Origin of the sequence: Paenibacillus sp. FSL H7-0943 (assembly GCF_037963265.1) — a bacterium.
GTDB classification, from domain to species: Bacteria; Bacillota; Bacilli; order Paenibacillales; family Paenibacillaceae; genus Paenibacillus_AQ; species Paenibacillus_AQ odorifer.
This window is the reverse complement of the sequence record NZ_CP150148.1, coordinates 754150-778140: the sequence shown is the minus strand read 5'-3', so window position 1 is coordinate 778140 and position 23991 is coordinate 754150. Positions and strand designations below refer to the sequence as shown.

Sequence of the window (23991 nt, the reverse complement as noted above, 5' to 3'; positions counted from 1 at the left end):
AATTCCGATTAACTTAGTATGAATTATAATCTAATTATAAAGATTTCGTTCATATTGTCAACAGCAAGGGGACAATTCTTAATAAACGCACGGAGTATTTGGGCATTAGAGTCTGCGCGACAAACAGGGTGTCCCGTAAGATATGAACATGACTCTAGGGCTCCCACGTCGAGTGGATTGAAACCGCCAATCCGGGATTCAGCAGCTCTATCGGATTCACTTGCTCCAGCGGACTCAGCAGCTCCTTCGGACTCAGAAACTACATCGAACTCAGCAGCTCCTTCGGACTCAGTAACTACATCGGACTCAGTAACTACATCGGACTCAGCAGCTCCTTCGGACTCAGTAGCTTCAGCGGACTCAGTAGCTCCTTCGGACTCAGTAGCTCCAGCGGACTCAGTAGCTCCAGCGGACTCAGTAGCTCCAGCGGACTCAGTAGCTCCAGCGGACTCAGTAGCTCCTTCGGACTCAGTAGCTCCTTCGGACTCAGTAGCTCCTTCGGACTCAGTAGCTCCAGCGGACTCAGTAGCTCCTTCGGACTCAGTAGCTCCAGCGGACTCAGTAGCTCCAGCGGACTCAGTAGCTCCAGCGGACTCAGTAGCTTCAGCGGACTCAGAAGACCCTATTCGCAGATTTAGCACACTTTTTGAATTCTATCGGACCCCATAGTCGCTATCACCCTATAAAACAGCAAATAAGAGCTACTTTTCGAGCAATAGCGTCACTGGGGTCCGAAACTGTACTGAAAAGGCGATAATTTGGCTAATAACGTCATCTGAGTCCGAAAGATGGTGGAAACTACGACAACCGGGGGTCTGGGAGCTCTCGAGTTCCCGGGGTTCCCGGAGTTCCCGGGGTTCCGGGGTTCCGGGGTTCCGGGGTTCCGGGGTTCCGGGGTTCCCGGGGTTCCCGGGGTTTCAGAACCCCACCAAAAAACAACAGAGCAGCGATCCCAGTATCGGAGGATCGCTGCTCTATTGTTTTTTCGAGATGAATGACCAGGGTTGTTAATCAATCGTAGCTGTCGTTAAACATCTCATGGGTTTCATGGGTTTCATGGCTGCCTTGCCAATCCTTAAGCAGGCCCTCGGGGGTATCTTCCGCGGAAATCCCGCTGCTGAATCCATCGGATTCAGCAGCTCTATAGGACTCAGAAGACCCTATTCGAAGATTTAGCACACTTTTTGAATTCTATCGGACCCCATAGTCGCTATCACCCTATAAAACAGCAAATAAGAGCTACTTTTCGAGCAATAGCGTCACTGGGGTCCGAAACTGTGCTGAAAAGGCCATAATTTGGCTAATAACGTCATCTGAGTCCGAAAGATGGTGGATGCTACGACAACCGGGGGTCTGGGAGCTCTGGAGTTCCCGGGGTTCCCGGAGTTCCGGGGTTCCGGGGTTCCGGGGTTCCGGGGTTCCGGGGTTCCGGGGTTCCGGGGTTCCGGGGTTCCGGGGTTCCGGGGTTCCGGGGTTCCGGGGTTCCGGGGTTCCGGGGTTCCGGGGTTCCGGGGTTCCGGGGTCCCGGGGTTCCGGGGTTCCGGGGTCCCGGGGTTCCGGGGTTCCGGGGTTTCAGAACCCCACCAAAAAACAAAGAGCAGCGATCCCCAGTATCGGTGGATCGCTGCTCTGTTGTTTTTTCGAGATGAATGACCAGGGTTGTTAATCAATCGTAGCTGTCGTTAAACATCTCATGGGTTTCATGGCTGCCTTCCCAATCCTTAAGCAAGCCCTCGGGAGCATCTTCTGCGGAATCCCACATGCTGAATCCATCGGAGCCGCCCCAATCCCCCATTGAATTATTGGGCGTAGGCTCGAAACCGTTGCCCATGGATCTTCCCTGTTCTTTCTTGTTCTCATGTTCCATAAAGCTCCCAACCTTTCCCAATGCTATATTGATCAAGCAACAACATTATCAGTGTTCACTCTTCTAAAAGGATTATGCATATCGCCATAGAAATGGTTGTCCTTGCGTAGACCTGTCATGCAAACGTATACTCTAGGTTAAAGACTATACCGATTAACAACACTGGAGGTTTACATCCAAATTATGAAAGTGAAAGATATGATTAAGGAAAATAACGCCCTGCGTGAGCAGTTGACGCCCTTCAATCGCTCCTATTTAGAAGATATGATCCTTGCGGTGCGAGCCAGTCGAATTGACCCTCTGCGCGGAGAGGAACTTTTGCTGGATGCGGCCAAGCTGCTGTTGAAGGAACAACGTAAAGGGAAAAATGCCAAGCAAGTATTCGGCGAGAATCCGCACGATTATTTTAAAGAAATCATAGACAGTGTTCCCGGGCGCCCGGTGCGCAGTAAATGGAACTATTACTTGATGATTCCCTGCGCAGCTCTGACCTGTCTTTTTGGGATATTGGCAATCGGTGGACTCTTCTTCCAATGGACTGACGATTCACCTGGAATGTTCGGACAGATCAGCCTTTTCACCCTGCTCGCTGTGGGAGTAGGCTCCATTATCTTAATTGAACTCATTATGAAATGGATGTCTTCCTTGTCGGAAAGCGATGCACCCAGTGCCAAACCTTTTGATATAAAAAGCCTTGGCATCTATATCGGCATTGCAGTAGCTGCTGTATTTATCGGTATGTTCCTCGATCGGTTATTTCCGGTCATTACAATATCCCCGTGGGTAAGCTTAATTCTGTGCATCATTGGGGGGTTGGGACTGAAGTTTATATTTTTCAAAAAATAAAGTTCTAGGCTGAAAATTTTATTCCATCCGATAGATAGGGGGAAACTTCCATGATTAAGAAGCATTATATTCTCTACTCCGTTCTAGCTATAGCCTTAGGGCTAGGCATAGTGCCCAGTGCTATTCACGCCGAAGGTGCTACCAGCCCTCCTGGGGAAGGCTCTAAGGCAATAACCCAAGCAGCTAGCAATAATCATGCAGAGGCTGTCTATAAAGCTGCGTTACCGCTGTTATCTACCTCTGACAAGTTACCCGAAGCCATAAAATATTTGAACTCCAATATGTATGCGGTAGGTTCGTATCATGCAACAATGATGACGCTGAAGCTTGAGAATCTGCATAAAGCTGCGCTGCAAGCCTGGGAGAGTAAATTCAGTACCAGCACTGTCCAGCGGAAGCTCACCGCCATTTATAAAGCAGGCGCCAGCATGTCTTCTCTTGCCGCTATTACTGATGATCTCCAACTGCGTACACTGCTGAAAAGTGCCAGCGAAAGCGGATATAAGCTGGAGACAGCAGAGGGTACTTTTTTCCCGGTGATCGATTATGGGGCTTACCGCAAGTACAAGCTATACGTCACCAATGATATCAGCGCTTATATTACCATTATGGCCACCGAATCGGACCTGCCCTCTTCCAAGGACAACGGGCTAGTTATCGCCTGGACTGAGGTAGCAGCCAGAGCTTTATCTCAAGAGCAATTCATTCAAAATCATCCGAAATCAAACCGAATTTCTGCTGTAAAAGCCTTGTATACTATGTATGTGAATAATACGTTTTACGGCCAGAATAACACTCCTCTCTTCCATTATGACAATCTGGAAATGGATTTGGAGGCGCAAAAGGCTTATTCCAGTATTCTGACCAAAAATAATGACAACAGCCCATTTCTACAAAAGCTGGATAGCTTCATGAAATTAATGAAAGACAATAGCTATAAATTGACCGATGAGGTCGAGCAATATCGTAAGACTTCGTTACCTCTCTAATAAAGAAATCACAAAAGCCCGTCCCTGAAATGAATAGGGACGGGCTTGTTTATGTTCATTAACGTGATTATGAAGTGGATGCGAGCATTAAATAAGGATGTTAAAGAGATTAGAATCCTTATTGATCTCTACATAATCGACGCCCTTCTGCTGCATCCGTTCGATGAGAGGTTCGTAGGCATCCGTTGACAATAATTCAATGCCAACAAGCGCGGGACCATTTTCTTTATCATGCTTCTTGATATACTCGAAACGGGTAATATCATCGTGAGGTCCAAGGATTTCGCCCAAGAACTCACGCAGCGCACCTGCACGTTGCGGGAAGTTCACCATGAAATAGTGTTTTAAGCCTTCGTAAATCAATGAACGCTCTTTGATCTCCTGCATCCGGTCAATATCGTTGTTGCCGCCGCTTATGATACAGACAACTGTTTTGCCGCGGATTTGATCACGATATTGATCAAGCGCTGCGATAGGCAGCGAACCTGCTGGCTCAACCACTATGGCATTCTCGTTATATAGTTCCAGAATCGTGGTACAAGCTTTACCTTCAGGCACCATCACGATGTCATCCAGATGACGGGAACAAATATCGTACGTCAATCCGCCAACACGTTTTACAGCCGCTCCGTCCACGAACTTATTAATTTCCTTTAGAGTCACCACTTCTCCAAGCTTAATCGCTTCCGTCATAGAAGCTGCTCCGAGTGGCTCCACACCAATCAACTTGGTAGAAGGACTAACTGTCTTCACATAGGTGGCTATGCCCGCTGCCAGGCCGCCTCCACCAATGGTTACGAACATAAAGTCTGCAGGGTTGTCCAGACTCTCCATCACTTCCATTGCAATGGTGCCGTTGCCCGCAATGATTCGTGGCTCATCAAAGGGATGGATCAACGTCATCCCATGATCTATACAAGCTTGCAGTGCTTCATCATAAGCGTCATCAAAGGTATCGCCCTTCAGAATGACCTCAACAAACTCACCGCCGAACCGCCGAACCTGCTTAACCTTCTGGTTAGGTGTAGTGCTTGGCATATAGACCTTGCCTTTAATTCCAAGCGCCTTACAGGAATAGGCTACGCCTTGTGCATGGTTGCCCGCACTCGCACAGACAATGCCTTTCGCTCTATCTTCTGCTGACAAACTACGAATCATATTATAAGCTCCGCGGATTTTGAAAGAACGTACAATCTGCAAATCCTCGCGCTTCAAATACACATCACAATCATACTTGGCTGACAGCACAGCATCACGTTGTAGGGGTGTCCGGATTATGACTTCACGCAGTACGTGATGAGCCCGCACAATATCTTCCATTCCTACGATTCGGTCTTCCTCTTCTCTCATAACCCTCTCGCCTCACTATCTATCTGTTATTCTACTTCTTGTAACATACTCTCCCGAGGACATTTTTTCAAGCATCCTAATCAGTGATAAAGAAAAAGAGACTAAAGGAACCCTATAGTCTCTTACTAATATTTGCTATCCCTACGCTATGAAACCTACTAGTCCTGTTGCTTCAGCATCCACTTCACCAGGTCTGGTAAGCTTGTCCACAAACGTGAATGTACAATAACATATTCGATAGCCTCGTTAGCGTCACCCACGCCTACAAAATCAGGCAGGTTATGCGGCAATCTTTTGATACCTAACAGATAATCTGGCACATGCTTGTTCACATTCTTCGCCACGCGGTATAGCATTTTGAGCTGGGAAGTAATCCCGTTCTTCTTATATTCTAAAACCATACGGTCATATGCTACTGTTGCTGCTGCATCCTTGCCGAACTTCTCCAGTACCTTCTCGGTCTTCTTAAGCTTATTAGTGTAAAGGTACGTTGCCGTTAGAAGGTAACGTGCACCTGTGTTATCTTCTGGGTTCAATTCTAGAATGTGCTCCAGCGTCTTTTGTGCTTCTTCTGCATTTCCGCTAAACCAGCAGGAGTCAGCGTAGCTTTTGCAGATTCGAATGTACGAACGTGTCTCGTAAAGACCCCAGAAATGTCCTTTGTTCTCAGTGAAAAAGGCTTCTCCAAGCTCACGCGCACCCGCTTCCATCCCTGCTTTCAGATAAGCACGGGCATCTGCTTCATTCTCAGCTTCCTCTGCCAAAATGAGATAGGCATCCGGACTGTCCGGATAAACTTCCAATGCCGCTTCTGCTAGCTGGATCCGGCGATTGGATGCTTTAGTTTCCATTGCTTTTTGCAGCAAAGCCTGTTCCTGATCCTTCGGAGTGCCTGAAACGTTGAGCAAAAGTAATTCTTCCTCTGCCCCGCCCATGCCATACTGTTCGATATAATTAAGCATCTCTTTAACTTTTCTGGAGATGGTAGGTGCAGTAACCTCATGTTTGATCGCTAGATCAGCTTGAGTTTGAAGGAATCCATATTCCTCAGACAAGATAAACTCGATAGCTGCACAGAAGGAGCCCATTTTCTTCACTGCAGGCTTGATGTGACGGGAATAACCATTCCATAGAACCAGACCTTCCCAGATTAGCTCCCGGTCATAGCTGTCTCTCATGGTCTCAATAAGATGCAGAGCCAATTGCTCATGCGCCGGATGCTCCCATTTCAGATCACGTGACACCTTTTTTTTGAGCGTAGTTAGGGTAAGCTTAGCTTCAGGAATTGCTGCCGCTTCTGGTTTCTCGGCCACAGCCACAGTAGCAGCGGATTCTTCCGTTGTTACCAGTCGCATGATGGATTCCACTGCAGAAGTTTCTTTCCCTAGGCAGCATTTCTTATATTTTTTCCCGCTTCCGCAAGGACACATATCATTTCTTCCAATCTTACTCAAAACGAATTCCCCCTTAAATCTGTGAGTAGCCATTCGCCATAAGCGTATCGCTAGTATGCACTATAAGTATCAACATTTTCAGGCACGAGGCATCCTTTATAAGGTTACTGCACAAAGTCTGAAGGACTCCGATTTAAAAGGGCCTTCCCATGATCGGAAAGGCCCTTATCTGTATATATCCGCACATTTTCCCCCGTACGTGTAGTATTATAGCACTTCTTCTATCACTTGTCAGTCCTTTTTTAGGACTTAAAGCGCAAAAAATTGCTAGATACAGTGCTTTATCCTTATACCAGAGCCTTCATAGCGATGTCGCTGCGATTCTGTTTCCCGGAAAAAGAGATTCCTTCAGCCCTAGCATAGGCTGCTGAACGAGCTTCGGCAATCGTAGCACCCAGGCCTACCACGCCTAAGACCCGTCCGCCGTTCGTTACCCAGCTGCCATCTGCCCCCCGTGCTGTACCGGCATGGAAGATCAGCCCTCCTTGGCTGTCCTCAAGCCCTTCGATCGGCACTCCCTTAGGATAAGAGCCTGGATATCCTCCAGAAGCGAGAACCACGCACACCGCTGCTTCGTCGCTCCATTCAATGTCGATATCCACAAGTCTACCCTCGGTTACTGCCAAAAAGATTTCTAACAAGTCGCTCTTCAATCTAGGCAGCACGACCTGTGTCTCCGGATCCCCAAACCGGGCATTAAATTCGATGGTCTTTGGTTTACCTTCTGGAGAAATCATCAGCCCTGCGAACAAAACGCCGCTGAAAGAACGGCCTTCAGCTACCATAGCCTTGGCTGTTGGCTTAATGATGGTCTCAATCGCTTCTTGGATAATCGCCTCGTCGATATGCGGCAGAGGCGAATAGGTACCCATTCCACCGGTATTAGGGCCTTTATCTCCATCGTAAGCGGGCTTATGATCCTGAGCGGCAGCCATCGGACGCACTGTCTCTCCATCAACAAAAGCCAAAATCGACATTTCCTGACCCGCTAGGAACTCTTCAATGACAACCTGAGCGCCAGCCTCACCAAACACTTTGGTTACCATAATATCAGCTAGTGCCTGCTCTGCCTCTTCCCGTGAATAGGCAACGGTCACGCCTTTTCCTGCGGCAAGCCCATCTGCCTTGATTACGATCGGCAGCGGTTGCTCGCGTAAGTAAGCCAGTGCAGCTTCATAGCCATCAAATTTTTCATAGGCTGCTGTCGGAATATTATATTTGTGCAAAAGATCCTTCATAAAGGTTTTGCTGCCTTCGATCTCAGCTGCATTCTTACGTGGACCAAACACTGGAATAGCCTGTGCTTCAAAAGCATCCACAATGCCCCCTGCTAACGGATCATCCGGTCCGATTACGACAAGGCCAACTTCCTTCTCTTTGGCAAAAGCCGTCAGACGATCGAACTCGAACACACCGATAGGCACAGATTCTGCTAGCTGCGCGATTCCGGCGTTGCCGGGTGCGCAATAGATTTTACCAACCTTGGGGCTTTGGGACAGGCTCCAAATAATCGCATGCTCCCGGCCGCCGCCGCCAACCACTAAAATATCCATTAGAATAAAATCCTCCCAGCGTTCTAGTGTTTGAAATGACGGACGCCTGTGAAGACCATAGCAATTCCATACTCATTCGCGACCTTGATCGATTCTTCGTCTTTAATGGAGCCGCCTGGCTGAATAACTGCGGTAATACCTGCTTTAGCTGCCATTTCAAGTGTATCTCCCATTGGGAAGAAGGCGTCAGAGGCAAGGACTGATCCTTTGGACTTCTCGCCAGCTTGTTCAATCGCAATTTTTGCCGCGCCAACGCGGTTCATTTGCCCTGCACCTACGCCAACTGTCATATCATCCGCCGCTAATACAATCGCATTAGATTTCACATGCTTAACTACCTTCCAGCCGAACAACAGCTGTTTCAATTCTTCTTCGGTTGGCTTACGGTCCGTAACAACTTGCAGATCATCCGGGTTCACAGAATGCACATCGCTCTCCTGTACAACCATTCCTCCATCAATAGAGGTGACTACGAAGCTGCTCTTACGCGCGCTAGCCGTGCTAAGATTGCCGATTTTGAGCAAACGCAGGTTCTTTTTCTTCGTAAGGATTTCCAGTGCTTCATCCGTAAACCCTGGCGCCAATACGATTTCGAGGAAAATCTCTTTCAGCAGATTAGCAGTGTCTGCATCGATAATCCGGTTAGCGGCTACAATTCCGCCAAAGATAGAGGTTGGGTCTGCGTTGTAAGCTTTTTGATAAGCTTCGTATACACTTTCACCGACACCTACACCACAAGGATTCATATGTTTAATGGCTACGACAGCAGGTTCTTCAAATTCTTTCACGATTTGCAGCGCTGCGTTAGCATCGTTGATATTGTTGTAGGATAATTCTTTGCCATGCAATTGCTCAGCTGCTGTAAGAGTATCCCCCGCAGCCAAAGGCTTGCGATAGAAAGCCGCTTTTTGATGCGGATTCTCGCCATAGCGCAGATCCTGAATTTTCTCATAAGTCACGGTGTAGCGCTCAGGAAGCGGTTCGCCAGTAACATTAGCCAAATAATCGGAAATTAAGGCATCGTAAGCCGCCGTATGACGGAACACTTTTGCCGCAAGACGTTTGCGTGTTTCCAGCGTTGTATCTCCACCTGCGCGAACCTCTTCAAGCACTGTAGCATAGTCGTTAGCATCTACCACTACACTTACAAAAGCATGGTTCTTCGCCGCAGAACGCAGCATCGTCGGTCCGCCGATATCGATATTCTCGATGGCTTCTTCATACGATACATCCGGTTTAGCAATGGTTTCCGCGAACGGATACAGATTTACTACTACCAGATCAATGTAGTCCAGACCAAGCTCTTTCATTTGACGCGTGTGTTCCTCATTGTCACGAACCGCTAGCAATCCGCTGTGTACAGCCGGGTGCAAGGTTTTGACACGTCCATCCATGATCTCCGGAAATCCTGTAACATCGGAAATGCCGATGACTGGAACACCTTCCTTAGCCAAAAGCGTGCTTGTTCCACCTGTGGAAATAATCTCTACGCCTAATGCAGACAACTCGCGGCAAAAATCCACGATACCTTGTTTATCCGATACGCTAACTAGCGCTCTTTTGATACTCACTTTGAATAGTCCTCCTTCGGGTTGTACGTGCGATTTAATGTGATGACATCTAAAAGCTTGGGAAATTACTATAAGAAAGAATCTGACTCTATTACCTACTACACGACACATAATGCCGCTTATGCAATATTTCCCGAGAAATACCCTGAAATCTCTCCGCCTGTCACCAAATGTCGATCCAAAACTTCGAATGGCTACAGTGTGGCTTACTTTTCGCGGATAATCGTCTTTCTTCCACTTAGTTCCACTTTCCCGCTGGCAAAAGCGCCCACCACTTCAGGATACAACTCATATTCAACCTTATGAATCCGTTCCGCCAATGAATCCGCCGTGTCGTTATCCAACACAACTACGCTACGCTGAGCAATAACTGGCCCGGTATCCATACCTCCATCGACAAAATGCACAGTGACTCCCGTCAGCTTCACGCCATAATCCAGCGCTTGGCCGATCGCATCCTTTCCGGCAAAAGCAGGCAGCAGCGATGGGTGAATGTTAATAATCCGACCCGCATACGGCGTTAAAAGCACTGGTGTAATGAGGCGCATATACCCTGCCAACACAACCAGCCCGATTTCCCGCCGCTGAAGCTCTGCTACAATCTCTGCTTCGTAGAGTTCACGGCTGGCGAAGTCTTTTGGCCGCAGCAAGAGGGCGGGAATTCCCGCATCCTCCGCACGTTGTGCTACAGGCGCTTCCGGCTTGTCCGAGACAAGCAATTCAATCCTGCCGTCTCCAAGCAAACCTGCTTTCTGTGCCTCGATCAGTGCTGCAAAATTGCTGCCCTGCCCCGAAGCAAAAACAGCGATTCGACTTGATTGCATCACACTTCAGCTCCAGTAAAGGTTACTTTGCGTTCCCCTTCTGTTACTTTCCCAATGATATACGCCTCTTCTCCGCTAGCTTTAAGCAGTTCAAGAGCGCGTTCTCCATCAGCAGCGCTAACTACCAAAACAAGACCAATTCCCATATTAAAAGTAGTGAACATATCACGGTTGCTTACGTTTCCTTTGTCCTGCATCAATCCGAAGATTGGCAGAATCGGCCACGATCCGTAATTGATCTCCACATCTACATTATCAGGCAATACGCGTGGGATATTCTCGATAAATCCGCCACCCGTAATGTGAGCCATACCTTTTACCGGAAGCTGCTCCAGCAGTGCCAGCAAAGGCTTCACATAAATCTTAGTTGGTGCAAGGAGTACATCCGCCAGCGGAGCGCCAAGCTCAGGAAGCACGTCATTCAGGCCATAACCCTCTTGCTCAAGCAAAAGCTTACGCACCAGCGAGAAGCCATTGCTGTGCACACCACTGGAAGCCAGACCAATCACTGTGTCGCCAGCAGCGATGTTAGCGCCTGTTACCAGCTTCGCTTTGTCAGCTACGCCCACTGTGAATCCAGCGATATCATATTCACCTGCTGAATACATACCCGGCATCTCAGCCGTTTCGCCGCCAATCAGTGCACAACCCGCTTGGTGACAGCCTTCAGCGATTCCAGCTACGATAGCCTCGATTTTCTCCGGCACCACTTTGTCGCAAGCCAGATAGTCGAGGAAAAAGAGTGGCTCTGCGCCTTGCACTACAATGTCGTTCACGCACATAGCTACAGCGTCGATGCCAATCGTGTCATGGCGATCTGCCGCGAACGCGATTTTGAGCTTTGTGCCTACACCATCGGTTCCCGATACAAGCACTGGCTCTTCATATTTATCTTTATTGAGGCCAAACAGCGCTCCGAACCCACCAAGATCCGTCATTACTTCTGGACGGTAAGTACGTTTTACGTGCTTTTTCATGCGTTCTACCGCTTCATTACCAGCCGCAATATCCACTCCGGCGTTTTTATAAGCTTCCGACACTATTGGACACCTCATCTTTTAATAGTTTAGAGCGCGTTTGGGCGCATTCGGCTTTTGGGTGGTTGTAGGGGAGTTATTGCGAGGAATGTTTGGACTTCCGATCGCTGTTATGGTTGGATTTCCTGATTCGAACCGCTCTTCGCGGTAGAAATCCAACCATAAAGGCGAACGCTACGCTTCTACAGTTCCAAACTTCCTCTCCATAACTCCCTCCAACCACCGGTTTGTCCCTACTGCAAGCCGCAGTGCGCGCCTTGCACACGGACCTCAAGACCTCGGTACATGAGCTGCGCCATGCACCTCCTTATGCGAGACAAGCGGCCCTCGTATTTGCGAAGCAAACAGAGGGAAGCTTGGCGAGCCAGTCCCGGCGGCGGATGCAGCCGGGGGGCGGAGCGCCGTAAAGCGTGTCCCGTCCGTGCGCAGCACACAGGGACAAAGCGAGCACTCGTACCCAAGTCTTCTTAGCAAGTTATAACCTAACTCCTACCGCCGAGCTTTCGGGTGGCCGGAGGGCAGAGCCCTTCGGAATCCCCCTTTGAAAGGGGGACTTAGGGGGATGTCAACACGAGCAGCCATCTTTCTCTGCCCCGCCAAAATCCACCTGCGTCGGGTAATCATTATCAAAGCAAGAAAGGCAAAGTCCGCCTTTGTAGTCGTCTTTGTTGTGTCCACCAATGGAAGAGATTAAGCCTTCCGGCGACAAAAATGCCAAGGAATCGGCGTTGATCTCTTCGCACATTTCCTCAATGGTCTTGTAGGACGCGATGAGGTCGCGGCGGTCTGGTGTATCAATGCCGTAGAAGCAAGGATTCTTGAACGGTGGCGAAGTAATCCGCACATGCACTTCAACAGCTCCCGCTTCCCTAAGCAGATTGACGATTCGGCGTGAGGTCGTGCCACGAACGATAGAATCATCGATCATAACGACACGTTTGCCATCAACTACGCTGCGCACGGCGCTCAGCTTCATCTTCACACCTTGCTCACGCAGTTCTTGGCTCGGCTGGATGAAGGTTCGTCCAGTGTACTTATTCTTAATGAGCCCAAGCTCATAAGGAATTCCCGTTTGCTCGGCATACCCGATGGCTGCTGAAATACTGGAATCCGGCACCCCGGTTACGAGATCAGCATCGACAAAAGCTTCCAGTGCCATGCGGCTACCCATCCGCTTACGGGCGGAGTGCAGGTTAGAGCCGTTCATATCACTGTCTGGGCGTGAGAAGTAAATATACTCCATCGCGCACAGCGCTTTACGTTTGGGTTCGGTAAAACGGTCCTCCAAGAGACCGTTTTTGTCGAGGACTAGCAGTTCGCCCGGCTCAATATCTCGAACCAGCTGTGCCCCAATGACCTCTAATGCGCAGGACTCGGAAGCAAAAATATAAGCTTCACCAATCCGTCCCATCACTAGCGGACGCAAGCCATGGGAATCTGAAGCGACAATTAACTTATCATTTGTCATAAGCAGAAAAGCAAACCCGCCAACGAGCTGCTGCAGCGCATCTTTTGCCGCTTCAACAAAATCCTTTGGCGAACGGGCAATTAAATGCGCCAGCACTTCTGTATCACTCGTAGTTTGAAAGATCGATCCGCTTTGCTCCAGCTGTTTGCGGATCAACGGTTCATTTACTATGTTGCCGTTCGTAGCAATTGCCAAATCGCCGTCACGATATTTAAATACCAGCGGCTGCGCATTGGTTAAACGGCTGTCTCCACTAGTGGAATAACGTACATGCCCAATGGACATGTCTCCAACCAATGAGGCAATTTTGTCCTTGTCGAATACTTCTTTTACTAACCCCATCCCGCGGTGATAGTTGAAATCGCGACCGTCTGCTACGCAGATTCCCGCACTTTCTTCTCCACGGTGTTGTAAGGCGTGTAAGCCGTAATAAGACATGGACGCCGCTTCCGGGTGTCCGAAGACCCCGAAAACGCCGCATTCTTCTTTTAATGTGTCAAAAATATCTCCCGAGCCCGTTCCTTCATTGTAAAAGTCACCAGTCCACAGGATAGGAGTCTCCTGCTCTTTCCCGGTCTTTATTTCATAAGACATGGAATAGCATCCTCCCAAACGAATTTCAATTCTGCTACAGCTTCATCTAGTGCGGACACGCCGTCCAGATTTACGCGCAGTCTGTCTCCACCTACAGTTCCGATGATTTCCACGGGAACACCACTGGCTGCAATCGCTGCTTTCAGCTCTTCCGCACGTTCAGGAGCGGCTGTCAGCACAATGCGTGATTGGCTTTCGCTGAACAAAGCTACATCAGATCTAAGACCGTTAGCTGAAAGCTCAACGTTTGCTCCGATTCCGCCGCTGATACAGCTCTCTGCAAGCGCTACGGCAAGTCCACCTTCGGACAAGTCATGTGCGGAACGCACCAGACCGCCACGAATTGAGGTAAGGACTGCGTTCAGTAGTTTTTTCTCAGTAGCCAAATCCAAAGCCGGAGGACGACCTTCGGTCACACCATGAACAGCATATTGGAATTCACTGCCGCCCAGCTCAGCCTTGGTCACTCCCAGCAGAAGAATAGAATCGCCTTCTTGCTTGAACCCTTGAGTCGTAATATGATCCGTGTCCGCTACTAAACCAACCATGCCGACAACCGGCGTTGGATAGATGGAACCCGTAGTATTTTCGTTATAAAGACTGACATTACCACCGATAACCGGAGTATCCAGCACACGACATGCTTCAGCCATACCATCAACCGCACGCTCCATTTGCCAGAACACATCAGGCTTCTCAGGATTTCCAAAGTTCAGATTATCCGTAATAGCCAGCGGTTCAGCACCGGAACAAACGATGTTACGTGCCGCTTCGCTGACTGCAATACGTCCACCCACTTCAGGATCAAGATGAACATAACGGCCATTACAGTCTGTAGTCATCGCAAGTCCTTTACGAGTACCATGAATGGTAACTACAGCCGCGTCAGACCCAGGACGTACAGCTGTGCTCGTCCGCACCATGTAATCGTATTGATTGTATACCCATGCTTTACTTGCTACGGTTGGTGATCCAAGTACTGTACGCAATGCACCGCCCAGATCCGTAACTTCCTCATAACGAAGGGTATCTACCTTTTCATTCGCAATATAATAAGCAGGAACCTCAGAAGGTTTGTTATATACTGGACACTCATCCACGAGCGCCGTTACTGGCATGTCACCAACAACCTCGCCGTGATGATACAATTTCAAGCGGCCATCATCCGTAACTTTACCGACTTTACAGCAGATAACACCCCAGCGGTCAAAAATCTCTTGTGCCTGGGCCTCATCCTTCGGCTCAACGACGAACAACATCCGTTCTTGTGATTCTGAAAGCATCATTTCGTAAGGCGTCATGCCCTCTTCACGTTGTGGCACCTGATCAAGATACAGCTCCAGACCGTTGCCTGCTTTACTTGCCATCTCCGCACTAGAGCATGTAAGACCCGCTGCACCCATATCCTGAATCCCGATAACGATGCCGCTGTCGATCAGTTCTAGACAAGATTCCATTACGAGCTTTTCCATAAATGGATCGCCGACCTGTACAGCGGTACGTTTAGCTTCTGATTCCTCACTAAGCTCTACCGATGCAAAAGTGGCACCATGAATTCCATCACGACCTGTAGGAGGACCTACATAGAAGACTGGGTTGCCAACACCCTTAGCTACACCACGTTGGATTTTGTCATGATCAATTAGACCGACACACATTGCGTTAACAAGCGGGTTACCGTCATAGCTATCATCGAACATGATTTCGCCGCCAACCGTTGGAATCCCGATACAGTTACCATAACCGGCAATACCAGACACTACATGTTCGAACAAATACTTCACTCGATCACTTTCCAGCTTCCCGAAACGTAGTGAATTGAGGATTGCGATAGGTCTGGAGCCCATGGAGAAAATATCACGAATAATCCCGCCGACACCCGTTGCCGCACCTTGGAAAGGTTCTACCGCTGAAGGGTGGTTATGACTTTCGATTTTGAAAACAACCGCTTGGTTGTCACCGATATCTACAATCCCTGCACCCTCGCCAGGTCCCATCAGGACACGTGGTCCGGAAATTGGGAAACGTTTCAGGAGGGGTTTGGAGTTCTTATAGGCACAGTGCTCGGACCACATTACGCTGAATACGCCGATTTCAGTGTAGTTCGGCAAACGTCCCATAAAAGACTTGATCAGCTCATATTCGCTGTCCGACACACCGAACTGGCTGTAAATTTTCTGCTCCGCAATCTGTTCTGCGGTCGGTTCCTTAACGGATACTTGCTGCGTCATGACGATCCCTCCAAGTCTTCAGTATGGATGTAAACATTCTTTTGCCGTCTTCTGAACCAAGCAAACTATTAGCCGCGCGCTCAGGGTGAGGCATCATGCCAACCACATTCCCTTGTACGTTACTAACACCCGCAATATCGGCTACGGAGCCATTAGGATTATCGCTATAGGTAAACACAATCTGATTGTTAGCTTTCAGCTCTGCCAAAGTCTCGTCATCACAGTAGTAGTTGCCTTCACCGTGTGCGATTGGGATGATGATTTCTTCATCTTTAGCATAGTCAATAGTAAATGGGGTTTCATTATTAACAACCTTAAGCACTGTATCGTGACAGCGGAACTTCATCGACATGTTGCGGCGAAGCGCACCTGGCAGCAAACCAGCCTCAGTAAGAATTTGGAACCCATTGCAAATGCCTAGCACGTATTTCCCTTGCTCTGCTGCTTTAGCAACTTCCGCCATAACAGGAGCAAAGCTCGAAATCGCGCCACAGCGCAGGTAATCACCATATGAGAATCCGCCTGGAACCAAAATGCAATCATACGCCGACAAATCCGTCGCTGTATGCCACACATAGTCGACTGGTTCGCCGAGACTGTCCTCTACCGCCTTGTAGCAATCAATATCACAGTTGGAGCCTGGGAAGACAAGTACAGCAAATTTCATGTCGTTTAGTCCTCCAATTCGTAGCGGTAATCCTCGATCACCGTGTTGGCAAGTAGCTTTTCGCACATTTCCTTGAGACGAACTTCCGCTTCAGCACGGTTATCCGTATCCAAAGTCAGCTCCATATATTTCCCGATACGCAAGCTTTCAACTTCTTGGAAGCCTACCGAATGAAGTGCTCCTTGTACTGCTACCCCTTGTGGATCAAGAACGCTTTTCTTTATGGTGACATATACCGTCGCTTTTAACATATGCTTGTAGTTCCTCCTAAATTTTAATGAGCATACCCTCTGAAACTGAAATTCTACAATGAGTACATTTAGCTTCAAAAATATATACTGAATTTATTCCCATGAGTGCACACACTATGTTGAACTATAAAGACTTGCCAGTAAGACGATGATAAATGTCCAGATAACGCCGTGTAGTTTCTTCTACTACTTCCAGTGGGAGCGGATCAGGTTTACTATTCTTGTCCCAGGAAGATGCAGATAGATACGTACGAACAGGCTCTTTATCCATACTATCAATTTCAATATCAAGCGCGTATTTATCCTTAGCCCAGAAGCGGGAAGCATCCGGTGTAAAAATCTCATCGATCAGAATCACCTTACCGTCCAACAAGCCGAATTCGAATTTGCAGTCCGCAAGAATGATCCCACGCTCAGCACAATACTCTCTAGCAAAAGCGAACAGCTTTAAGCTCTTTTCCTGCAGCTCAAGCGCCAGATCAGCTCCGATTAATTCCTGCATTTTCTCAAACGGAATATCCTCATCGTGACCTACATCATTTTTAGCCGCAGGAGTAAAAATCGGTTCTGCCAGCAGCGCGTTTTTGCGGAGGTTAGCAGGAAGTTCAATACCATTTACCTTGCCGGTTTCTTGATACTGTCTCCAGCCGCCGCCAGTGATGCATCCACGCACTACGCATTCGATATCAATACGCTCCGCTTTGCGTACCACCATGACACGGTTTCTGAGAGCCTCTTTGTCCTTAACTACGTCGCCGAGCAGATCCACATCGATATGAACGACATGATTCTCCATCAGCTCTTTAGTCTGTCCGAACCAGAACGCACTCAGACGGTTAAGCACATTGCCCTTTTCAGGGACCGCCGGGTCCAGCACATAGTCAAAAGCAGATATCCGATCCGTAACTACGATCAGTACATTTTCCCCTAAATCGTATAGCTCACGAACCTTCCCTTTGTAGAGCAGCGGCGCATTGATGAGTTCCACGGCTGTGGATACGGCCGATGATGTCATGACCTTTCCTCCCTTGAACTAATGATCTTCCTAATAACTAATTGGTCTCAAAGGCGTAACTCCGAGGAATGTTTGGACTTCCGATCGCTGTTATCCTCAGATTTCCTGATTGAACCGCTGCTGCGGTAGAAATCCGAGGATAAAGGCGAACGCTAACGCTTCTACAGTTCCAAACTTCCTCTCCATTACTCCTTCGACCGATTTCTTTTATTCCTAGTTCCTTAGTTCACCACTAACTTATCTTTTTTAGAGTCTCAAAGGCGTAACTACAAGAAATGTTTGGACTTCCGATCGCTGTTATCCTCAGATTTCCTGATTGAACCGCTGCTGCGGTAGAAATCCGAGGATAAAGGCGAACGCTAACGCTTCTACAGTTCCAAACTTCCTCTCCGTTCCTTATCGACCAGTTGCATTTCAATTCTGCACAACCTTAACCGCTCGTACTATTCCTAGCTCCTTAGTTCACCACTAACTTATCTTTTCTTAGATAAGTTCTAGCTTGCGGAAGATGGTATCCACATGCTTAAGGTGCCAAGAAGGGTTAAATGCATCTTCAATCTCTTCTGGGGTGAGGACATTAGTGATTTCAGGTGTAGCTTCCACGATATCACGGAACTGCTTTTGCTCTTCCCAAGCTTGCATCGCACGTGGTTGAACAGTGTCGTATGCTTGCTCGCGGCTGAAGCCTTTATCAATCAGCTTGGTTAAGATCCGGCCAGAGAAAGGAACGCCGAAGGTACGGTTCATGTTACGCTTCATATTCTCTGGGAATACAGTCAGGTTCTTCACGATGTTTCCGAAACGGTTCAGCATGTAGTTCAGCAGCATTGTTGCATCCGGAAGGATGATACGCTCCACTGAAGAGTGCGAGATATCGCGTTCATGCCAGAGCGGCACGTTCTCGTAAGCTGTAACCATATGTCCGCGAATCACGCGGGACAGACCGGAAATATTCTCGCAGCCAATAGGATTCCGTTTATGCGGCATAGCAGATGAACCCTTTTGACCTTTGGCAAAAGCTTCTTCTACTTCGCGAATCTCACTCTTTTGCAGAGCGCGGATTTCGGTAGCGAATTTGTCTAGCGAGGTTGCTACCAGAGCAAGAGCTGCCATATACTCAGCGTGACGGTCGCGCTGTAGAGTTTGTGTCGAGATCGGCGCAGGGCTTGTACCCAGCTTACGGCAGACAAATTCTTCTACGAATGGATCAATGTTGGCATACGTACCCACGGCTCCGGAGATTTTGCCAAATTGCACACCGTTCGCAGCATGGCGGAAACGCTCCAGGTTACGTTTCATTTCTTCGTACCACAATGCCATTTTCAGACCAAAAGTAGTTGGCTCAGCATGAACCCCATGTGTACGGCCCATCATCGGTGTATCTTTATAAGCAATAGCTTTATCTTTAAGGATCTCAATGAAGTTAATAATATCCTTCTCTAGAATCTCATTCGCTTGACGCAACAAGTAACCCAGTGCTGTATCCACCACATCTGTGGAAGTAAGGCCGTAGTGTACCCATTTGCGTTCTGCGCCAAGGCTTTCGGAAACCGCACGAGTAAAGGCGATTACGTCATGACGTGTTTCCTGTTCGATTTCATCAATACGTGCGATGTCGAATTTAGCATCCTTACGCAGCTTAGCAGCGTCTTCATGTGGGATGACTCCCAGCTCCGCCCATGCTTCACAAGCGCATATTTCCACTTCCAGCCACGCTTTGAATTTATTCTCCTCAGTCCAAATGGCCCGCATCTCGGGTCTGCTGTAACGTTCGATCATATTCTTTAGTTCCTCCAAAGTTTAGATTGCTCCACCCAGGATAAGCCGTCTCCGGTATCCTTGCACAGCAGATTGATATGACCCATCTTACGACCAGTCTTACTCTCAGTCTTGCCATATATATGAAGCTTAGGTACAATACCCAGCTTATTATCTTTTTCCTCATGTGTACAGGTCGCTTTAATCGCACCATCCAAATGCTGACCTAATACATTTACCATAACTACAGGTGTCAAAAGCGTTGTATCGCCCAGCGGCAGATTACAAATCGCCCGGACATGCTGCTCGAACTGTGAGGTCACGCAAGCATCCATGGTGTAATGGCCGGAATTATGCGGCCTTGGTGCCAGCTCATTGACGAACAATTCACCGTCCGCTGTGACGAACATTTCCACGGCAAGCAGTCCAACCGCATTCAGGCCTGCGATTAAAGTCTCAGCCAGCTCGCAAGCTCTGCGCTGAATGTCCGCTGACACTCTTGCAGGCACAATGGACAGATGCAAAATATTGTTTACATGAATGTTCTCAGAAGGCGGGAAACTTTTGACCTCCCCAGATGCACTACGTGCAGCAACAACGGATATTTCGCATTGAAAAGCTACAAACTTCTCAAGCACCAGCTCCGGAATCACCTCACCGGGTGCAACCTGCCGGAAGGCTTCTTCCAGCTCTTCTTCCTGACGAATCACAGCTTGACCCTTGCCGTCATAACCGCCTGTGGCTGTCTTGAGCACACAAGGTAGTCCAAGTTCAGCCGCCGCCTCTTTTAGCTCCGCAAGGCTGTCCACCTTCCGGTACGGGGCGACCGAAACGCCCGCCGCCTCGATGGCGGCTTTTTCGCGCAGCCGATGCTGCGTGGTATACAGCAGCGCGCTGCCCTGCGGCACGTACGATTCTTCCGCCAGCAGCGCGGCAACGCCCGCGTCGACGTTCTCGAACTCGTACGTGATGACGTCCGCGCGGCGGGCCAGCTCCCGCGCCGCGTCCCGGTCGTTATACGCCGCCGTAATCTGCGGCGTAACTTGACCGCTAGGCGCATCCGGCGCAGGATCCAGCGCCACGAAGCGGTACCCCATGGCGCTGCCGGCCAGCGCCATCATGCGCCCGAGCTGCCCGCCGCCGAGCACGCCGACGGTCGAGCCGGGCAGCAGCGTCCGGACGGTGTCTGCACCGGACGCTTGTGCGGCTGGCGAAGCTGCGCCGCCAGCCTCCTGCAGCTTCAGCTCCTCCGGCCTCATAAGCTGTCGCTGCTTTCCAATACTTCATCGCGGATCGCATCCCGACGCAGCTGCACACGCTGCTGCACTTCGGGGTCGAACGCTCCGATGATCTGTGCGGCCAGCAGGCCTGCATTTACAGCGCCTGCCTTACCAATAGCTACCGTTGCTACCGGTATGCCTCCAGGCATCTGCACGATGGAGAGCAGCGAATCCAGCCCATTAAGTGCTTTCGACTGCACGGGCACACCAATCACTGGCAGGATCGTCTTTGCAGCCACCATACCCGGCAAATGCGCGGCGCCGCCTGCTCCTGCAATAATCACGCGAATGCCGCGGCCAGCGGCTTCCTCCGCATAGCGGAACATCAAGTCCGGTGTACGGTGCGCGGATACTACCTTCTTCTCATAAGACAAACCCAGCTCTTCCAGCACCCCACAAGCGTGCTCCATCGTATCCCAATCCGACTTACTACCCATGATGACAGCTACCTGCACAGACATGATTCGACCTACCTTCCAATCACTAGTATGAGATATCTTTATCTTGTAAATCCGAACAAGCAGAGACTACATTCTCGTCCTTCAGGGATGACTATCGTTTTCCTTAATAATATAAGGTTGATGTATTACGTGTAACTTATTCCTTATATTAAAAAAGCCCGATGTCCAGACGCATTTTGCTGCGGGAGGATCGGACTAGTAAAGGAATTAGGAAAAAACACTCCCGCTTGCCTCTCACCAAACTGGCATTAAGCGCGGAAAGCTGCACAATGCATCACTCCATTATCTGGACTGCATTATCGCATTCTAGCATCCTATTTCCTCGTAGTCCGGTAATTTACGGTTCCCGGGTAGAAACTTCCGGGCCATATTCCCGGTTTTATACGAGCTCTTCATGACATCAGTTTAACAATCCCCTACACATGATGTCAACTCAAACACGAACATTGGTAAAATCACCATAATAAATGTTCGCTTTTGGGCGAATTTAAATTCTCAATAACCTTATATTTTGTGAAGAAGCACTTCTTTCCGTACGCTCCTACCTCTAGCGCTCTATGGTGTTTAAGCTCCAGATTAAGACCTGTACAGCCTTAAATTGAAAAAAAGGAACGCTATCAGCGTCCCTTTGAACTCTATATTATTTTACAACCAGCACTGGAATACGAGCGCTTTGTACTACATTATGGCTGACACTGCCCAGAACAAATTCACGTATACCGCCAAGCCCGCGGCTGCCGATAACTATGATGTCTATAGCATTTTCCTTAGCATATTTCAAAATCACTTCCGCAGGAGATCCTTGTAAAAGCTCAACCTCAGCATTCAGGCCTTCAGCCTCAAGGCGTCCCTTCACTTCTTCTGTAGTCTGCACTGCCAAATCATAATATTCTTTATTTACTGAAGCTGGTAGTGGTGCAAGAGCTTCTCCGATAAAAAATCTTGGGAATTCAAATGCGTGTACGACATGCAATATAGAACCTGGTGTGACTTTAGCGAGTTCAATTGCGCGCTCCAATGCTTGATTAGAAGCCTTTGAACCGTCATAGGCTAGCAAAATTTTAGAGAATAACATGTACGCCACCTCTTTTTCTAGTTTGTAATCCTAAAGACTATTATCTTAAAAAATAGCTGTACAAAAAGATATTCAGCAGCAGCAGAAGCGGAATTCCGATCCTGAAGGATGTATGACGCGTCTTGTGGCGCTTACGGTACATGGCAATCAGCACACCTAGTGCGCCGCCCATGGCTGCCAGCAGAAAAAGTGTTTTCTCAGGTACACGTTCTCGCCTTTTGCGGGCTTTGTTCTTGTCCTCGGACATCACTACATACCCGATTATATTAATTACCACAAACCACAACATTACAACCTTGACCATTCTCCCGGGCTCCTCCTCCTTGCTTCCTATCTCTATTATATTCCCCTTTTGCACAAAAAACCAATCATCCTTACACGCTCTGCCAAGTCTGTTAAGTTGCTTTTAGCTGCTTCTGCTTCGTATCCTTCATCCATACCCAGGATAAAATTGTAGCCAACACCGCCGCAATCCCACCTAACCAGAATCCTCCGGTCAAGCCATATACAGAGCTCATCCAACCTGCTACGAATGGCCCTGCTGACATCCCTATCGCATAAACGGCCTGATAGAAACCCATAGCTGTAGCCCGTTTAAAAGGATCTATTTCTGATACGGATTTACTCAACAGCAGCGGAAAAATAAGTCCCTGCATAAAACCATTCCCCACCTGAGTCAGACAAAGCGCCGCTAACGTCGGCATAGAAGGAATGAGCAGCGTAAACAGTGCGCTTCCCGCAAAGCCTAGCATAAGCTTCCCTCTATCACCCAGCAGCCCTCCAAACAGACGTGAGCCGTAGAGCGTTGCGATGGCATGCGGAATCATAAAAGCGAGTGTTAGCCAGCCCAAGCTTTCTTTGCTTGCTCCGATATTCAGCGCCTGGTTCGGAGTATATCCGAACATTGTTATAAATAGCACACAGTGTGCCAGCACAGACAACAGTGATACTTTTACCAGCAAAGGTTCCTTTACGACACCAGCCAGCTCCTTGATCTGTATGGCATTTTGCCGTTTTTCCTGCTTTTGTTCCGGTAACCGAAGCGCAAGTATTAGTGCCGCAATAGCTACAATTCCCCCAATCAGGAAGGGGGCATTCCAGCCCCAATGCTCTACCATATAGCCGCTGATCATCATGCTGGTCAATTGGGCGATTACTGTAGTGAATTGCAGCATGCCCATCGCTTTTCCAGCTTCCTCTTTTGGAAAATATCCTGCGAACATCACAGAGTACACAACCCATGCCGATGCTGCTATCCCGGATACCGCACGTGCTGCCAACGCCCACCCCGGCTGTGCTCCCCACATAAAAAGAAAACAGCTGACTCCACTCGCAATCAATCCCAGATAGATAAACGGCCGCCGCCTATTTAAATAATCTGAACCGATGCCAATGGGTATACGGAATAGGATCTGCATTAACCCATATATCCCAAGCACCATGCCCATCATAAAATACGATGCTCCCAAATGCTCAACATATGGTGAAAGCACCGGCACATAAATATAAGAAGAGAACCAAAACATAAATACAATAACCAAAAAGAAAAACCTGCTGCTTCCTTGCCCCTGTGGGCGATCTGCCGCTTTCAACGGATTCGCCTGCTGCTCAGCTGCCACCTAATCACCTGCTCCACTCATTTGCTTTCCATTCTAATTCAAAGCCTATCCGTAGACCACATAAACTTACTAGGATAGAAA

22 protein-coding genes and 1 riboswitch are annotated in these 23991 nt (G+C 48.7%); of the genes, 2 read left to right on the top strand and 20 right to left on the bottom strand.

The genetic code is table 11. The features are described from left to right. Positions 1-23: 23 nt before the first annotated feature. The 3 genes from NSQ55_RS03410 to NSQ55_RS03400 all read right to left on the bottom strand — a co-directional run bounded on the left by NSQ55_RS03410 (position 24) and on the right by NSQ55_RS03400 (position 1867). A complete protein-coding gene (locus tag NSQ55_RS03410) occupies positions 24-641 on the bottom strand; it encodes a hypothetical protein (protein ID WP_339171216.1) in 618 nt (205 codons plus the stop codon). 370 nt (positions 642-1011) lie between these two features. Further along, entirely contained in the window at positions 1012-1179 is a 168-nt protein-coding gene (locus tag NSQ55_RS03405; protein ID WP_162636641.1) for a hypothetical protein, read from the bottom strand. A 487-nt stretch (positions 1180-1666) separates the two neighbouring features. After that, positions 1667-1867: a hypothetical protein gene (locus tag NSQ55_RS03400; protein WP_036680885.1), complete on the bottom strand. Its 201-nt coding sequence runs from the start codon at positions 1865-1867 to the stop codon at positions 1667-1669. Positions 1868-2050: 183 nt separating this feature from the next. Between NSQ55_RS03400 and NSQ55_RS03395 the strand changes: the two genes are divergently transcribed. Beyond that, on the top strand, positions 2051-2713 hold the full coding sequence (locus NSQ55_RS03395) for a DUF1129 family protein (protein ID WP_076128474.1): 663 nt from the start codon (positions 2051-2053) through the stop codon (positions 2711-2713). 50 nt (positions 2714-2763) lie between these two features. Further along, on the top strand, positions 2764-3702 hold the full coding sequence (locus tag NSQ55_RS03390) for a hypothetical protein (RefSeq protein ID WP_339171209.1): 939 nt from the start codon (positions 2764-2766) through the stop codon (positions 3700-3702). Positions 3703-3789: 87 nt separating this feature from the next. On the opposite strand, the gene ilvA is transcribed toward NSQ55_RS03390, so the two are convergent. From ilvA to NSQ55_RS03305, 17 genes are all read right to left on the bottom strand, one after another. After that, positions 3790-5052: a threonine ammonia-lyase IlvA gene (gene ilvA, locus NSQ55_RS03385; protein WP_076104158.1), complete on the bottom strand. Its 1263-nt coding sequence runs from the start codon at positions 5050-5052 to the stop codon at positions 3790-3792. A 158-nt stretch (positions 5053-5210) separates the two neighbouring features. Beyond that, complete coding sequence (locus tag NSQ55_RS03380) at positions 5211-6506, bottom strand: SEC-C metal-binding domain-containing protein (RefSeq protein ID WP_076128473.1); 1296 nt, start codon at positions 6504-6506, stop codon at positions 5211-5213. A gap of 287 nt (positions 6507-6793) precedes the next feature. After that, positions 6794-8059 (bottom strand): phosphoribosylamine--glycine ligase, encoded by a 1266-nt coding sequence (purD, locus tag NSQ55_RS03375; RefSeq protein WP_339171203.1) that lies wholly within the window; start codon positions 8057-8059, stop codon positions 6794-6796. A gap of 23 nt (positions 8060-8082) precedes the next feature. After that, positions 8083-9630 (bottom strand): bifunctional phosphoribosylaminoimidazolecarboxamide formyltransferase/IMP cyclohydrolase, encoded by a 1548-nt coding sequence (gene purH, locus NSQ55_RS03370; protein ID WP_076279485.1) that lies wholly within the window; start codon positions 9628-9630, stop codon positions 8083-8085. A gap of 206 nt (positions 9631-9836) precedes the next feature. Then, entirely contained in the window at positions 9837-10454 is a 618-nt protein-coding gene (gene purN / locus NSQ55_RS03365) for a phosphoribosylglycinamide formyltransferase (RefSeq protein ID WP_076128467.1), read from the bottom strand. Continuing rightward, on the bottom strand, positions 10454-11494 hold the full coding sequence (gene purM / locus NSQ55_RS03360) for a phosphoribosylformylglycinamidine cyclo-ligase (protein ID WP_076136912.1): 1041 nt from the start codon (positions 11492-11494) through the stop codon (positions 10454-10456). The genes purN and purM overlap by 1 nt, the downstream gene beginning before the upstream one ends. Positions 11495-12056: 562 nt before the next feature. After that, on the bottom strand, positions 12057-13553 hold the full coding sequence (purF, locus tag NSQ55_RS03355) for an amidophosphoribosyltransferase (protein WP_036680905.1): 1497 nt from the start codon (positions 13551-13553) through the stop codon (positions 12057-12059). Continuing rightward, positions 13538-15784: a phosphoribosylformylglycinamidine synthase subunit PurL gene (gene purL / locus NSQ55_RS03350; protein WP_038568661.1), complete on the bottom strand. Its 2247-nt coding sequence runs from the start codon at positions 15782-15784 to the stop codon at positions 13538-13540. Before purL ends, purF begins: the two co-directional genes overlap by 16 nt. Beyond that, positions 15762-16451 carry a phosphoribosylformylglycinamidine synthase subunit PurQ gene (gene purQ, locus NSQ55_RS03345; RefSeq protein WP_339171195.1) on the bottom strand — a complete coding sequence of 230 codons (690 nt, stop codon included), beginning with the start codon at positions 16449-16451 and terminating at the stop codon, positions 15762-15764. Before purQ ends, purL begins: the two co-directional genes overlap by 23 nt. A gap of 5 nt (positions 16452-16456) precedes the next feature. Beyond that, positions 16457-16702: a phosphoribosylformylglycinamidine synthase subunit PurS gene (purS, locus tag NSQ55_RS03340; protein ID WP_036680912.1), complete on the bottom strand. Its 246-nt coding sequence runs from the start codon at positions 16700-16702 to the stop codon at positions 16457-16459. 124 nt (positions 16703-16826) lie between these two features. Continuing rightward, entirely contained in the window at positions 16827-17717 is an 891-nt protein-coding gene (locus NSQ55_RS03335; RefSeq protein ID WP_076279486.1) for a phosphoribosylaminoimidazolesuccinocarboxamide synthase, read from the bottom strand. Between the two features lie 483 nt (positions 17718-18200). Next, positions 18201-19496, bottom strand: a complete 1296-nt coding sequence (gene purB / locus NSQ55_RS03330; protein ID WP_036680917.1) for an adenylosuccinate lyase — start codon at positions 19494-19496, stop codon at positions 18201-18203. 5 nt (positions 19497-19501) lie between these two features. Then, a complete protein-coding gene (purK, locus tag NSQ55_RS03325; RefSeq protein ID WP_339171184.1) occupies positions 19502-20734 on the bottom strand; it encodes a 5-(carboxyamino)imidazole ribonucleotide synthase in 1233 nt (410 codons plus the stop codon). After that, entirely contained in the window at positions 20731-21216 is a 486-nt protein-coding gene (purE, locus tag NSQ55_RS03320) for a 5-(carboxyamino)imidazole ribonucleotide mutase (protein WP_036680920.1), read from the bottom strand. The genes purK and purE overlap by 4 nt, the downstream gene beginning before the upstream one ends. A gap of 305 nt (positions 21217-21521) precedes the next feature. Continuing rightward, a riboswitch (purine riboswitch) is annotated at positions 21522-21623 on the bottom strand. A gap of 233 nt (positions 21624-21856) precedes the next feature. Beyond that, the gene (locus NSQ55_RS03315) at positions 21857-22291 is read right to left on the bottom strand and encodes a universal stress protein (protein ID WP_036680923.1); all 435 of its coding nucleotides are present in this window, start codon (positions 22289-22291) and stop codon (positions 21857-21859) included. A 40-nt stretch (positions 22292-22331) separates the two neighbouring features. Then, positions 22332-22595 (bottom strand): DUF1294 domain-containing protein, encoded by a 264-nt coding sequence (locus NSQ55_RS03310; RefSeq protein WP_036680925.1) that lies wholly within the window; start codon positions 22593-22595, stop codon positions 22332-22334. A 91-nt stretch (positions 22596-22686) separates the two neighbouring features. Continuing rightward, positions 22687-23910, bottom strand: coding sequence for an MFS transporter (locus NSQ55_RS03305; protein ID WP_339171178.1), 1224 nt, complete (start codon positions 23908-23910; stop codon positions 22687-22689). Between the last annotated feature and the right edge of the window lie 81 nt (positions 23911-23991).

Coding starts and splice junctions, on each gene's coding strand:
- purK (WP_339171184.1), bottom strand. CDS start 20,734: ATGAGGCCGGAGGAGCTGAAGCTGCAGGAGGCTGGCGGCGCAGCTTCG.
- purN (WP_076128467.1), bottom strand. CDS start 10,454: ATGCAATCAAGTCGAATCGCTGTTTTTGCTTCGGGGCAGGGCAGCAAT.
- NSQ55_RS03335 (WP_076279486.1), bottom strand. CDS start 17,717: ATGACATCATCGGCCGTATCCACAGCCGTGGAACTCATCAATGCGCCG.
- purB (WP_036680917.1), bottom strand. CDS start 19,496: ATGATCGAACGTTACAGCAGACCCGAGATGCGGGCCATTTGGACTGAG.
- ilvA (WP_076104158.1), bottom strand. CDS start 5,052: ATGAGAGAAGAGGAAGACCGAATCGTAGGAATGGAAGATATTGTGCGG.
- purE (WP_036680920.1), bottom strand. CDS start 21,216: ATGTCTGTGCAGGTAGCTGTCATCATGGGTAGTAAGTCGGATTGGGAT.
- NSQ55_RS03315 (WP_036680923.1), bottom strand. CDS start 22,291: ATGTTATTCTCTAAAATTTTGCTAGCCTATGACGGTTCAAAGGCTTCT.
- purQ (WP_339171195.1), bottom strand. CDS start 16,451: ATGAAATTTGCTGTACTTGTCTTCCCAGGCTCCAACTGTGATATTGAT.
- purF (WP_036680905.1), bottom strand. CDS start 13,553: ATGTCTTATGAAATAAAGACCGGGAAAGAGCAGGAGACTCCTATCCTG.
- NSQ55_RS03400 (WP_036680885.1), bottom strand. CDS start 1,867: ATGGAACATGAGAACAAGAAAGAACAGGGAAGATCCATGGGCAACGGT.
- NSQ55_RS03390 (WP_339171209.1), top strand. CDS start 2,764: ATGATTAAGAAGCATTATATTCTCTACTCCGTTCTAGCTATAGCCTTA.
- purD (WP_339171203.1), bottom strand. CDS start 8,059: ATGGATATTTTAGTGGTTGGCGGCGGCGGCCGGGAGCATGCGATTATT.
- purS (WP_036680912.1), bottom strand. CDS start 16,702: ATGTTAAAAGCGACGGTATATGTCACCATAAAGAAAAGCGTTCTTGAT.
- NSQ55_RS03395 (WP_076128474.1), top strand. CDS start 2,051: ATGAAAGTGAAAGATATGATTAAGGAAAATAACGCCCTGCGTGAGCAG.
- NSQ55_RS03310 (WP_036680925.1), bottom strand. CDS start 22,595: ATGGTCAAGGTTGTAATGTTGTGGTTTGTGGTAATTAATATAATCGGG.
- purL (WP_038568661.1), bottom strand. CDS start 15,784: ATGACGCAGCAAGTATCCGTTAAGGAACCGACCGCAGAACAGATTGCG.